Source organism: Bacteroides sp. An269 (genome assembly GCF_002159755.1).
In the GTDB taxonomy this organism is placed as follows: domain Bacteria; phylum Bacteroidota; class Bacteroidia; order Bacteroidales; family Bacteroidaceae; genus Phocaeicola; species Phocaeicola intestinalis.
The window spans coordinates 1-13,755 of sequence record NZ_NFJG01000030.1 but is presented as its reverse complement, the minus strand read 5'-3'; the positions used below and the strand labels follow the sequence as shown (position 1 = coordinate 13,755).

The 13,755-nt window shown below is 40.3% G+C and carries 14 protein-coding genes; 12 read left to right on the top strand and 2 right to left on the bottom strand.

Annotated elements, in window-relative coordinates; genetic code table 11:
* Positions 1-4: 4 nt before the first annotated feature.
* The 11 genes from B5F71_RS07915 to B5F71_RS07860 all read left to right on the top strand — a co-directional run bounded on the left by B5F71_RS07915 (position 5) and on the right by B5F71_RS07860 (position 10,994).
* Complete coding sequence (locus B5F71_RS07915; RefSeq protein ID WP_087209016.1) at positions 5-1,054, top strand: hypothetical protein; 1,050 nt, start codon at positions 5-7, stop codon at positions 1,052-1,054.
* A 5-nt stretch (positions 1,055-1,059) separates the two neighbouring features.
* Positions 1,060-1,722: a hypothetical protein gene (locus B5F71_RS07910; RefSeq protein ID WP_087209013.1), complete on the top strand. Its 663-nt coding sequence runs from the start codon at positions 1,060-1,062 to the stop codon at positions 1,720-1,722.
* Positions 1,712-2,989 (top strand): conjugative transposon protein TraM, encoded by a 1,278-nt coding sequence (gene traM / locus B5F71_RS07905; protein ID WP_087209012.1) that lies wholly within the window; start codon positions 1,712-1,714, stop codon positions 2,987-2,989. The genes B5F71_RS07910 and traM overlap by 11 nt, the downstream gene beginning before the upstream one ends.
* A gap of 181 nt (positions 2,990-3,170) precedes the next feature.
* Entirely contained in the window at positions 3,171-4,265 is a 1,095-nt protein-coding gene (locus B5F71_RS07895; protein WP_087209005.1) for a DUF4138 domain-containing protein, read from the top strand.
* Position 4,266: 1 nt separating this feature from the next.
* Positions 4,267-5,733, top strand: coding sequence for a DUF3945 domain-containing protein (locus tag B5F71_RS07890; RefSeq protein ID WP_087209003.1), 1,467 nt, complete (start codon positions 4,267-4,269; stop codon positions 5,731-5,733).
* A 10-nt stretch (positions 5,734-5,743) separates the two neighbouring features.
* Positions 5,744-5,935: a hypothetical protein gene (locus B5F71_RS07885; RefSeq protein WP_087209000.1), complete on the top strand. Its 192-nt coding sequence runs from the start codon at positions 5,744-5,746 to the stop codon at positions 5,933-5,935.
* Positions 5,932-7,143, top strand: coding sequence for an ArdC-like ssDNA-binding domain-containing protein (locus B5F71_RS07880; RefSeq protein ID WP_087208997.1), 1,212 nt, complete (start codon positions 5,932-5,934; stop codon positions 7,141-7,143). Before B5F71_RS07885 ends, B5F71_RS07880 begins: the two co-directional genes overlap by 4 nt.
* Positions 7,144-7,161: 18 nt before the next feature.
* Positions 7,162-7,485: a single-stranded DNA-binding protein gene (locus B5F71_RS07875; RefSeq protein WP_087208994.1), complete on the top strand. Its 324-nt coding sequence runs from the start codon at positions 7,162-7,164 to the stop codon at positions 7,483-7,485.
* 10 nt (positions 7,486-7,495) lie between these two features.
* Positions 7,496-9,439: a TraM recognition domain-containing protein gene (locus B5F71_RS07870; RefSeq protein WP_087208990.1), complete on the top strand. Its 1,944-nt coding sequence runs from the start codon at positions 7,496-7,498 to the stop codon at positions 9,437-9,439.
* A gap of 18 nt (positions 9,440-9,457) precedes the next feature.
* Entirely contained in the window at positions 9,458-9,886 is a 429-nt protein-coding gene (locus B5F71_RS07865; RefSeq protein ID WP_087208987.1) for a beta-barrel fold lipoprotein, read from the top strand.
* A gap of 94 nt (positions 9,887-9,980) precedes the next feature.
* A complete protein-coding gene (locus B5F71_RS07860) occupies positions 9,981-10,994 on the top strand; it encodes a toprim domain-containing protein (protein ID WP_087208983.1) in 1,014 nt (337 codons plus the stop codon).
* A 585-nt stretch (positions 10,995-11,579) separates the two neighbouring features.
* Here B5F71_RS07860 and B5F71_RS07850 read toward each other — a convergent pair.
* Together B5F71_RS07850 and B5F71_RS07845 are read right to left on the bottom strand one after the other, a co-directional pair.
* Positions 11,580-12,197, bottom strand: coding sequence for an SLOG family protein (locus B5F71_RS07850; RefSeq protein ID WP_087208977.1), 618 nt, complete (start codon positions 12,195-12,197; stop codon positions 11,580-11,582).
* Position 12,198: 1 nt separating this feature from the next.
* Positions 12,199-12,765 (bottom strand): ribose-phosphate pyrophosphokinase, encoded by a 567-nt coding sequence (locus tag B5F71_RS07845; RefSeq protein ID WP_087208975.1) that lies wholly within the window; start codon positions 12,763-12,765, stop codon positions 12,199-12,201.
* Between the two features lie 190 nt (positions 12,766-12,955).
* On the opposite strand from B5F71_RS07845, the gene B5F71_RS20755 reads away from it, so the two are divergent.
* Positions 12,956-13,204, top strand: a complete 249-nt coding sequence (locus B5F71_RS20755; RefSeq protein ID WP_087208973.1) for a hypothetical protein — start codon at positions 12,956-12,958, stop codon at positions 13,202-13,204.
* The last annotated feature ends 551 nt before the right edge of the window (positions 13,205-13,755 follow it).

Genomic DNA, 13,755 nt, shown 5'->3' with positions numbered 1-13,755 from the left:
GCCTATGAACCAGGACAATTTTTTGTGGGGACTCCAAATAACAGACGGCCTCACTATGGAATTAGTTTCAAAGATGACAGTTATAGCATTTGGAGTTGCAGTCATCTGTTTTATATGCAATCTGGCTTATAATTATCTGTATCACGGAGCCAGTCAGTTGTTGACATCAAATGAAGACAAGTTTCCGGACATGATGGAAATCGGCCGCTGTCTGGTACTGTTTTTCTGTCTGACAATGTATAAGCCAATCGCACAGACCATTGTAGGAACAATGGAAGTCATAAACGAAGCTACATCGCTATCTTCAGAAAGAGCCAATGAATTTGCCCAATTTATGGCCAAGGCAAGCAACGAGCAGGGTGAAATGATAGCAGAATATGAGACCAATTCACTTGAAGCGGAAGTGGCAGCCGGAGAGGACACAACAGGAGCCATGCAGCATGAGCTTGATAAAAAAGCGGAAGAGGATGAGACAACAGGATTAAGAGCCAGTATAGAGAAACTTGTCAATATCCTTAATCCGGCAAACCTTGTAGCACTTGTATTACACGCTGCGGCAGCCTTGGTTGTAGGTATCATACAAATCATCATCCTGGGTTTAGGTGTAGTTATTGTAAAGATACTGGTTATACTCGGCCCGTTTGTCTTCGCGTTCAGTATGCTTCCGGTATTTCAGAAACAGCTATCCATCTGGTTCGGTACTCTCTGTTCATCCTGTATGGTGTTCACTGTGATAAACATACTCAATCAGATTATGTGGCAGACATTAAAAGCACTATGCGAATCACCGGCCGACATGGTTGATATGGCAACACAACAGTTGCAATATCTGGGCATGGATCTGGCTCTAATCGGCGCATATTGCAGCTGTTTCTGGCTGTCGTCAAAGATTGTCGGACACAGTGATGCCGGAAAGGTTATCTCAAAGGTTATGTCGATAGCAACGACAGCAGCCACCATAGCCCTGCTTGGTGGAGCTGGAGCAGCAGCCAAAGCAACAAATGTAGGAGCTGCGGCATCAATTGGAGAAAGTATAATCGATGATAAAAAATAGCAGATATGGACTTGATGAAATTTAAAGGTGTAGACAATGCCGTAAAGATGACTATAAGACTTTCGATAGGCTACTGTGTCGTTCTTACGATAGCTTTTATTACATGCATCATCTATCAGACAATGAAGCTGGAAAAAGCTTACAGCCAGGCATTGGTCATAGACAAGAATGGGGAAGTATATGAGGCAAGTGGTATGCCGGCATCAAATATGAGAAGGTTCGAATACATCAATCATGTCAAGACCTTTGTCGGAAAATGGTATGCCTTTGACGAAAATACCTATGAGAAAAATATCACAAGTGCCCTCAATCTCATTGGGAACAAGGGGAAAGAGCTGTTGAACGAATACAATGATGTGAATATGCTCAATTCACTGGTACAGAAGAACATCAGATACGGAGTATCAATTGACGAAATAGTCATTGATATGGGAACTATCCCTGTAACAGGGAAAATACTTTTCACACAGACGGGATATAGGGCCAGAGGAAAGATTTCAAGAAAGGTAGAAGCTGAGTTCTCCATTTACGATGTATCAAGAAGTGAGGAAAATGCTCACGGAGCCAAGATAGAGGACTGGATCGTGCATTATTCGGCACCAATTGAAGACAACCAGGAAGAATATAATAATACCCAACCAGAAAAATCTGACGAACATGAAAACTAATAATTTTTTAAAAGACAAAAACAAGCTTCTGATGATTATACCCATCGTATTAGGTGGTCTATTTCTCTACGTGTTTTTTGTTCACGACACATCATCAAAGGAAGTTGCGGAAAATGAAAAAGAAAGGCAAAGTGTATTGCTGGAGCCGGATTCGAAAGCAAAGGACAAAGCTCTCAATAAGATTGAAGCCTATAAACAGGATGAAAGAGAAGAGAAGGAGAAACAAAGAATCATGGATGAATCACAGGTAAGAGGTTCGGATTTCTACTTCGACCTTCAGAACAGAAATGAAAAATATGACCAGGCAACACTGGAGAAAATACGGAAAATGAGAAGAGATCCATACTCTGATGTAATGGGTGAATATGGCAGCAGCGACAGCCACCTCTCGGAACAGCTGGAAAAGCAGCTTGCGAGCATTGAGGATGAAGAAGAGTTGAAGGAGATTATAAGGGAAGCAAGGAAAAATGCTGAAATCCGAAAGGAACTGGAGCAGAACAATGTCTATAGACAAAAGATATATAAAAGGATTATAGGTTATGACCAGGAAAAGAAAAAAGCCGAAAATCCCACTAAGCCCAAACCAGGCAGTGCAATGGACAGCCTTGTAAGCAACCAGCCTATATACATAGCCGAGAATGGCAAAAGGACAAGGAGACAACAGGCAAGTATGCCAAGCAGCAACACCTTATTCAAGGCCTGCATACATGGAGACCAGACAGTCGTTACCGGCAGTACAGTAAGAATGCGTATGCTGGAAGATGCCGTTGTCTGTGGCATGAAGATACCGGCTAACACACTCTTTTACGGTGTGGCGACATTAGGAGCAAACCGGCTGGAGGTAGTGGTAAACAACCTGAAGGTCGGAAATACGATCAGTCCTGTTTCCTTTGTCATCTTCGACAATGACGCTATGGAAGGGCTGAACCTACCGAACAACATGAAGGCTCAGGCAGCCAAACGTATGCAGCAGGGGCTTGTCCAGAATATAGATATGCCTCTTGCCTCTATCGGAACAATGACCAGCGAGATAACCAGTGCTGTAAATGCTACGACTCAGATAGCAAAACAGATATTGAATATGAAACTTTCGCAAGTCAAGGTACATCTGAAGAGCAATTATCAGATGTATATACAGGAAGAGACAAAAGAATCAAAGCTGAAACGGAAAGCTGTTCAGGAAGAATTGCAGAGACTATATGCTGAGCTTGAAGAAAACAAAAATAATCAGCCACATCCTTTGGAAACATTAATTGACAAGCTATGATTTTGAATATCTTGAATTATCTAATTGTTATAGCAACCCTGTTTTTCGGGTACAGAATCTATATATCAAGAAAGCAGGGTAAGAAATTTACGGAAATCAAACCGCTTTTGGTTTCATTTGTCGCCTGTATTGTCTTGTTATGGGCGATAACAGTATTCACCGCATTTTATAATTGAAAGTTATGAAAAGAATCTATATTTTAATTGTTCTATGTTTGGCCGCATTCGGCTTAAAAGCACAGAGTCCCGAACAGGAGAGTATCAAAGCCAAGAACATTTACGTATCATTTGACTTTGTGAAGCATCTGGTATTCCCGGTACAAGTATCCGATATTGAAGTAGGAGAGAAAGAGCTTATTTCGGCAGAAAGGGTTGAAGAAGCACCCCACGTTGTCAGACTGTGCGCACAGAGTGAAGACTTTGAGAAAGAGACAAATGTAACCGTCGTTTGTATCGACGGCAGTGTCTATACTTACCATGTGAAATATATAGCAAACGGTCTTGTCGATCCTTCCCCTAACATCTATGAAGATAACGGTAAATGGGAACACAACGATTATCAGGCGGATGTCAGTGACATGCACATGGCCGAGTTTTTCTTCCCCTCAGACATTATATACGGCACACAAGGTAACGAAATGTCCTTTGCTTTACAGAGCTACAACAATCAGCTGAAGGTTTCAACAGCTAAGGATGCCGTTGAAAATTCGAATCTTTTTGTCATCGACAAGAACATGAATACATACAGCATTGTCATCCGCAGAAACGAGACTTCGGTCTTCACCTACAACTATGATGACAAGCGTGAATATACTGCCCACATCGATGTGAACAGTGAAGTGATGGACAAATGCCTTCAGGAGCTGAGAACAAAGAAAAGGAACATTTACAGTGTTGGCGAGGTAAAAAACAAGTTTGAGCTGTCAATGTCCAACCTGTATGTACATGAAGACTTTATGTTTTTCATCTTTGATTTGAAAAACAAGTCATATATAGACTATGACATTGAATTTGTCAAATGCTTTCAAAGAGACATCAAGAAAAGCAAGAATGCCATACAGCAGGAAACAACCATAGATCCCATTTATACAAAGGATTTTGAAACAAAGATAAAGGGCAAAAGCGCGAACAGGCTTGTTCTGGGATTTAACAAGTTTACAATTCCGGACAACAAAATCTTTGAGATAGAACTGTATGAAAAGGGTGGTGGCCGCCACATGAAACTGGCTGTTGAGAACAAGTATATTATCAGGGCAGAACCTTTATTCGAAAAATGATATGAAACTGAAAGAAGCTTATGAGAACTATTCCTATAATAACATAGGGCAGTTCAGAGCCTTGTCGGAAACTCTTGGCTATAAAACAGAATATCATGACGGAAGCTATCTTTTCCACAAGGGGGATGACAGTATCCAATTGTCTTTGGATGAAATCAGATCTAAAGCTAAAGAAAACCGGAATGAACAGCGAGCCGAGGAGTCAAAAGAAAAGGTTTGTTCGTTCTTTGACAAGAACAAGGCAAATGAGCCTTCATACATCGAAGAACTTAGAAAAAAAGGAATCAGTGTGATTCGGTGGAATGACATAAAGGGCGAGAACAAAGACGGTTTCACCATCATAGACCATAACCGTAAAGTATGCTATACAGGCCAGGAGCTATACGAATATGCACACAACACCGGCAACCTGCTGGACGGTAAAGGAACAAAACTGGAAAAGGGTATAATGTCAGACCTGATGGATATAGGTGAGAAGAAAGGGAAGCTGCGTATGAGTGAGAACGGCATTTCCGTCTTTTACCGCAAGGAAACCCTAACCATTCCGGACAGGATGCTTGGACACAAGCTTAACAAAACGGAGAAAGAGCGTCTTCTACACGGTGATATTGTTCCTTTAGATACCAAAAGAGGTACAATTATGCTTCAGGTTGACAAGGACTTGAATTCGGTAATCGTGAGATCAAGCAAAGAAATTAAGATACCTAATGTGATAGGCAAGACCGAGGAATATGACGGATATAAGTTAACCAAAGCAGACAAATATCTGCTTGCCAACGGTCATACGTTAGAGAGTAAGCTCATGCACAGCAAGGACGGATATATCCTTGCCGACATATCTCTCACAGATGACAAAAAAGGCATTCAGTTCTCAAACATACAGAGTATTACAGAAGGAAAGGCTCATGAACTGATAAAGGAGATGAGACCTAAATTGGAAGCTGTAAACCCCGTCATAGAAAATAAGGTATCGGCAGATAAAGGGCGAGACATGGACAGCGAGTTTAAGGAAGCGGTCGGTAAAAGGGACTTTGAAACGATTGACAAACTCAGGGAGGACGGTTATAAGCCAAGTGAAGATTACATCAGAGGTGTAGGAAAACAGCTGAATCTGAGTGATAATGAAATGAAGGAAGTTCAGAAGATTTTTCAGGTTAAGCCGGATGAACTGAGCGAACATCAGAAACAGGCTGCCAAGCTTTTAGATGCAGCCTCAGTAGGAAATTTCAGAGTCATTCAGGACATCCAAAAAGCCGGATATCAGATAACACAGAATGATATAAAAGCCATGCGAGAAAATGGCGTACAGGAAAACACCATCATCGCCGTTCAGAAGATATTCGGTCTGGAAAACAAAAGCAAGACTTTGGGTGATGTGAAGTTGGCAAGCAGTCCGAAGCCAGACAATACAAAAGAAATGGCCAGACCAATTGCCAATACCGTAAACAAGATGTTCAACGACTTATAAAAATGCAATTATGGACTACAATGAACTGGTACAGAAAAGACAGGAAGGCATCATCGATGACCTGGAGTTTCTGCTCGCTCAGAAAGATTTGGCTGAAATATATCTTGAAGACATGAAGTCAAGAGGAGAGAGGCCCAATAATGAGAATGCCGTCAAGTGGCTATGTGAATATGAGAATAACCATTTATACGAACAGTTATGAAAGAAGATTCAGCAGGTGACAAAGCACTGAAACAGTTTGCAGACCTCATGATTCAAAAAATCAAGGAGGTTGAGCATGACTGGAAAAAGCCCTGGTTCTCTCCGGAAGGTGGAGGGGGCTTACCCCAGAACATCGAAGGCAGAGTATATAATGGGATAAACCTCTTCATGCTGTACTTACTTTCGGAAGAAAAGGGTTACAGCACACCATTGTATATGACATTCATGCAAGCTAAGGAAGCCGGAGCCTCAATTATAAAAGGAGAGAAATCGTTCCCCGTAATATACTGGAACTTTTCAGTAAAGGACAAGAACGGGAACAAGATAAGCATAGAAGACTATCGGAATCTATCAGAGGACGAAAAGAGGGAATATAAGGTAACACCTTATATGAAAACCTATAATGTGTTCAATGTCTCTCAAACCAACTATCCGGAAGTCCAACCAGAGAAATGGGAAAAACTTAAGTCACAGTTTGTCCCACCGGCTCTGAAGGATGAACAAGGCATGTACACCATGCCGTTGCTCGATGCACTTATCAGAGAAAGGCAATGGATATGTCCGATATATCCGAGAGAAAGCGACAGTGCTTATTACAGGCGTGGAGAAGGATGCCATATAATTGTCCCGCTGAAGGGACAGTTTGATACAGGGGAATCCTTTTATTCAACACTGCTGCATGAAATGGCACATTCAACCGGTGAAGTCGGTCATCTGGAAAGAGAAAAAGGAGAGGTATTCGGAGATTCCAAATACGCCAAGGAAGAACTTATCGCAGAGCTAACTTCTGCTTCATGCGGTAAAACCATGGGTATATCAACCTGTATAAGGGAGGAGAATGCGATGTATCTGAAGAGCTGGCTGTCGGCATTGAGTCAAGATCCGAAATTCATATACACCATTCTTTCCGATGTGGCCAAGGCAAGTGCCATGATACAGGAGAAGGTTTACGGAATGGAACCTAAACTGAGCAATGATGAAAAATTCTTACTGGCGGCAAGCCAGGGCGATGAAGATAAATTGAAAGAGTTGAAAGAAGCCGGCTATAACCCTTCGTTGCTTATGATAGACAGGCTAAATGTCAATGTAAGCAACAATGAAGGGAAAGAGGCAGTAAGCAAGGTGTTTGGAATAGATTTCGATACTAAAAAAACAGCAGAAATGAGCAAGGAAATGGTCAAGCCTGCTGAAATAACAATGAATATTTAACCCCTAAATCGAAGAATTATGTTTACAGGACAATTAATCGGTTATGTAGGTGCAGACGCACGTTCAAACAAGAGTGGTAAAGGATTTTATTTCCCTGTTTCATCAAAGTTTAAAGGAGTTGGAGACACTGAAGACAAGACTCTTTGGATAACTTGCTTTGTAAACTTTGACACAAAAATCATGGAATATATCAAAAAGGGTACTCAGGTATATGTGACTGGAGATATATTTATTGATGTATTCAAGAAAGAGGACGGAAACTGCATACCGTCTGTCACTATGAATGTAAGCCGTGTAGAACTGCTCGGCAAGAGTGAGAAGAAAGAAGAGACTAACGCATAAAGATTGAACTATGGAAAAAGAAAAGAAAGACCTGTCATTCATCCTTATACTGCTATCTACTCTGATAGGTATAGCTGTATTATTCCAGTGGGCTATAGTAAACGGTTTGTATGTTCCGGTCAGGAATCAGGCCATGTGGGAAAAACTGCTGGTAAAGGGAATCATGTTCCGTTTCCTGTATGTGATACTCATCGCCGGATTAGCTTTTCTTTTTCCATATAAGAAACCTGATGATGAAAGTAAAAAATGGTTTTACACAAGTCTGACCTTAATGACGGCCACTATACTTGTGGTTGGTTTCAGTGAGTTGTCAAACTGGTATAATCTATTCGTATTCCCGGTGATATTTGTAGCCTACACATTATTAATCATCAAGACAATGCCTTACTTCTTCAGGAGACATGTCAAATCGGATGAAAGTATATTCGGCCTGAGTAATGTGGAATCACCCTTTTATTTCAGATTTGAGACAGCAAATGGGCCACTTACCATCCACAAGCCACAGCAGAATATATATATTGACGGAGGACCAGGTTCAGGTAAATCAGAAAGCTGGATAAAGGGAATGATTTATCAGTGTGCGGAAAGGAATTATGCCGGGTTCATCTATGACTGGGAGGGTGATCCGACAAAAGATAACTCACCAATACTTTCAAGAATAGCTTACGGAAGTATCGAATACTTCAGGAAGCAGGGCAGGGAGGTACCTAATTTTGCCTACATAAACTTTATAGACATGTCAAGAACCGTCAGGGTTAATGTATTGTCACCCAAATATATGTCAAAGGGTAATGAGTCTTTATTCATCAGGAATATTATAGTGACACTGATGAAAAACCTGGAAGCAAGCTGGAAAGAAAAAACAGACTTTTGGGCGAACAATGCAATAAATTATGTATATTCGATAGCTTATAAATGCTTCAAGGAAAAAGACCTTGGTATCTGTACCCTACCGCATGTTATAGCCTTTGCCTTATCTGACAGCAACCTTGTTTTTGAGTGGCTATCTGAAGATCCGGAAATAGCACTTAATATGTCAGCCATGTTAACAGCTTGGAAATTGGGAGCTCAGCAGCAGACAGCCGGAGCTGTTTCTTCAGCACAGACACCACTTGTTCTATTGAACAACAAATATATATTTTGGGTTTTGTCTCCGCTACCTGAAGAAGAGTTCTCACTGGATATAACAAACAAGGAACATCCTACTTTAATGTGTGTTGGTAATGCGCCCACTATTAAAGAAGCTGTATCACCGGCCATCAGCTGCATTGGCAGTGTGCTGATGTCTCAAATGAACAATCCGGGAAAGGCAACAAGCGTATTCATGGTTGACGAGTTTCCTACAATCCTTCTGCAAGGTATAGACACATTTATCGGTACAGCACGAAAACACAATGTTTCCACTATACTGGCCGTACAGGACTTCAATCAGGCAGTCAGGGACTATGGAGAAAAGAGTGCCAATATTCTCAAAGCCTCCTGCGGAACACAGGCTTACGGCATGACCGGAAATGAGAAAACAGCCAAAGATATAGAAAGTCTGTTCGGCGAGAAGAAGGAAGCCCAGGAAAGTTACTCTCATCAGGAAAGTGGCGGAGGAAGCCGAACAGAAAGCCTCCAGAAAGAGAAAGTCCTGAAAGCCCGTGAAGTGGCCGGACAGTCAGCAGGACACTTTATCGGAAAGATAGCTGGCGGACAGCCTCCTTTCTTCAATGCACAAATGAACATGTGCCGTTTTGAAGAAAAAGAAATACCACCTTTCTCTCTCCCGGTAAGACTTGATGAAGGTAACGAAAAACTCGAACTGGACATTCTTGAAGAAATCGTGCAACAGAATTATATTAAGATAATAAATGATGTAAACGAGGTCTTGAAAGGCGTTGAAGAAAAAATCAAAAAACGCAATAATCCTGATACTACACACAATCAGAGACAAGAAAGAAATTTTAATTAACTAATAAATTGAATTATCATGAAAAAGTATTTTGCAACATTATTAGCAGCAGTGAGTTTATTGACAGTATCATGCAGTAAGGATGATGATCCGACAACAGGAAGCAGTGATGCAGGAGTGTATAGAATAACAATTGAGGTCAGTGGAACTGATGCAAAAGGATTTGCACATATAACAAATCTTGACAAGGTTAATATAAGGAACGAGAAAACTGGAGATTCTTCACTGTCAATAGATGATGAATTTACGGCAAGTGCAAGTTATGTAACAGAAGGAAAGGTTAAGGAAATTGCCGCACAGGGCATGGTACATTCAAACGAAAAAGCAAGTGTAAGAATGAAGGTAACCAAAGATGGGAAAACTGTTTTTGATGAAAGCAAAAGCATAGATCCGGAAACTGGTACCGGTAAAATAGGCGAACTCAGGTTTACAACAATTTCGCAATAAGTTGTAATTTTGCATGATTATTATAGAACTATAAAGTTGTAAAGCTGGATAATTTTTAGTATCTTTGTAATATATAAAACACTGATATTCAATAATGAAAGTTGATTTTAACAGACTAAAAACAGAAATTTCCCTCCCTGATTTTCTCTTAAATCTGGGTTGGAAATTTGTGGCCGGTTCTTCTAACAGCTGTCCTAAAATGAGTAATGGTACACATACCATTGTCATCAAGCGGAATGCACAAAATCAATATACCTATTGGGATGTACACAGCGACAATGTAAGAGGCAGAACAATTCTTGACATGATGCAGGAACATCTGTTTGAGACAACCGGAAAGCAACCGACATTAAGAGAAGTCGGTGAAATCTTACAAAACTACATAAATACGAACCAGATAATTACTCCGGAAAACAGCAGATACGATGTTGGTAACACGAGCATGAGTACAGACGAACTGACAATGTACCTTAAACAGCTTTTACCTTATAAGGGTAATTATCTACAGAAACGCGGTATCTCAGAAGAAAGTATAGATAGTCCGGTTTTTAAAGATGTCTTTCTAATTAGGGAAGTTAAGAACAAAAACACCACGTACAGAAACATCTGTGTAAAGATGTACAATGACAAGGGTGTCCAAGCAATTTCCCAGAGAAATGAAACATTCAAGGGAATCATCGGTGGAAAGTTTGATTGTCTGGCAACAAGTAACCATGACAAAAGCAGACCAATTGATATTTTATACGTAGGAGAATCTATCATAGACTGTATATCTCACTACCAACTATGTCACAAAGACACAAGCTTGAATCTTGTTTATGTATCTACAGAAGGTACACTTACCGAAGGACAAATGCAGTTGCTTCGTATCATTATCAGTAAGAATGAAGTGAAGTCACTACGGACTATATTCGATAATGACAAGCAGGGTTATAAGTACACGCTATGGCTTGATAATAACCTTAGAGGTATGCAGCATGATGTAGAGCAAATGGATAGTGAGGAATTAAAAAATACAGCTTACCGGGTTCAGAATACTGAGTTTCCACAAAAGAAAGATTGGAATGATGACCTGAAAGCAGCAACTATAGAAAAGGCCGCCGATTAAAGGCGGTCTTTTTTTTACATGACAAATTAAGCATTAATTATAGTCAATCAATAAGGATAGTATCTCTGTTGCATAATTTCTCCGACAGGAAATTTTCTCTCAGGCATACTTTCGGAAAAGAAGATAGCTTAATCCACGATTTTGTTAAAGGGTTGAATTTTTTTACCACAAGTTTATCTGATGGTGATATTCGTATTACCTGGAAACCGGCTTCGCTAAGGTTTATGAGATCAGACACCTTAATCCGTTCACTCGCATTAAGAATATACTTGGATGAATGGCGCATAATGGATATACAAAATTCAATATCTGAGAGTTTAGATGACTTCTCAATAATGCACCAACTTGGCGTTTGAGAAGCGCACATTTGTTTAAGAACATATACACCTTCCTCAGTCTTGCAAATCTTAACGACATAGAAATCGCCTTGTAGTGCAACTTTAAGCAATTCTTTTTCCCGCATACTTAATATTACGTTCAAGAATATTAAACAGTTGTATGTGTACAAAGATATTAAATTAGTACCTCTAAGGTACTTTTTTTGCTACTTTTTGTGTGAAAAAGTAGACTAACCATCAATAACCATTATTTATAAAGGTTATAGATGGTTAGTTTCTTTTCGTATGCCTTTCTTACCGTATAAGATGTACCACCTAAAGATATTTCATCCCAATAGGCAATAAGCTGAGAGGAGTGGGAAATCATATAATCATTACGTTTCAGATATGCGAAATTTGAAAAACTATCTGAAATGGTAATAACTTCATCTGCCATATTAAGAATATTAAAGTATCTGTTTCTGTATGAGTTATTAAACAGCTTATCCTGCTGCGGAAATGGCACAACAACAATAAGAACAATATCAGGAAATTCCTCTTTTAATCTAAGTACACTTTCAGCTGCTATGGTATCAAATCCGATAGCACCACCGACATAAAAAAATCGCTGACCATTCTTATAACAGAATCTAACCGCATTTTCCACCTTCTTTTTTACTTCTGCATAATTAGCTATGTGGCGATGTCCGGTAAAAGAGGTGGACAGATGGCGTTGCCATCTGTCCCGCAACTTCCGACAAACATCAAGACTGGCAGCAGTTGTCTTGTATATCTGTCCATTGTGAGCGATATAAGTATAGAAAAACAAGGTCTCATTTTGAAAGAGACCTGTTTTCTTCATTATGTATTCTTCTTTTGGTGTCATATTAGTTACTATAAACTGTTTTACCGATAAAGAGTCCTCCCAATACTTCTGCTCCCATTTTTTCTATTTTATTGGCGAAAATAGCATATGCAAATCCTTTAGTAAGAATATCATCAAAAACTATAACCTTTCTACCTTTGAAAAAATCTTGGTCGAACTCTATCTCTTGTTTGTTGTGTATTTCACTTTTACTAACATTATCATGCTCGGCTGATTTTTCTCCCTTAACCTTAATATGGTCATAAGCGTTGTACATTCCGCAAAGTTGGCAAACCATCGATGAAAAATGCTTATATCTCTTTTCGTTCTTCTCTGCACTTGAAGCCGGAACACAAGCAAAGATAATATTATTGGTTTCTTTACCATAAAGTTGAATGAGCTTGTTGGCTACCAAATGGGCTACATTTGCAAATGCCTTGCCGTCTTTGAAATCCCAAATAAGTCTTCTGATTTTCCATTCTTCTTGGGTTGCATTTCTATTCTTTGTAGACAAATAAGGATAAAAAGAAAACATCATCTTTCTCCACTGCTTGTCTAAACTTGGGTATTTTCCGAATGTTGCTGCCATATCCGTATGCTTTAGAGGGTTAAAACTTGAATTATTCTTCAGCTAGATTTAGACCTTTTTTTTAAAACCTTTGTCTTGGTTTGGTCTTTTGTCCGCTGACTTTTTTTTAGATTGAGAATCATTCCCCATCTGAGTTTGAGCCTTTTTTTTACGGCATTGTCTTTTCAGGAAAAGTGGAATTAGAAAAGTTTTGAACGAAAAAAATGTTGGGGAAGTCGCAGACAACATCGTTATTTTTTTCAGGGCAAAGGCTCTAAGCCGGAACTCTTTCATTTCCACTAACCCTTATAAATTTGCCGTCAAAAAACAAAGGCTCTCAGATGGGGATATTTCGACCTGGAATGAGGAAGCGGACAGCAGAAAAGACCAATCTAAGACAATCGGAAAAAGAAAGAATTACCTAAAAGGGCGGTGGGTGGGGAAAGAGGGTGAGCAATAAGGTGAGAGAATGCATCATCCGAAAAGATGATGTGTGAACGAGCCGGATGCCTGGTTCCGCAGCCAACGAACAATAAGTGAGGGCTGACAGGAAACAGGCATACCTTAGCAGGGTGGCGGGAGTATGACGTCTGCGTGTACGCTATCGCAACCAGCCCAATAAGGCTACCTTAATAAAGGGCGGTGGGTGGGAATAGAGGGTAAGCAATAAGGTGAGAGGAAGCATCATCCGAAAAGATGATGTGTGAACGAGCCGGATGCCTGGTTCCGCAGCCAACGAACAATAAGTGAGGGCTAACAGGAAGCAGGCATACCTTAGCAGGGTGGTGGGAGTAAGAGAACTGCGTGTACGCAAGAACAATCCTCGAAAGGGCATAAAAAAAGGGTGGCCGGAGCCACCTTTCTATTTGGATTCTGTCTTCTTCGTCCTTTTCGGCTTCTTCTCTGATGGAGCCGGTTTCTCCTCTTCCTCCTTTTCAGGTGTCGGATAAAACTCGACGGCTACCATGACTATGCGGTTACGCTTCTTGTTGGTTTCACTCTCGGTCCACT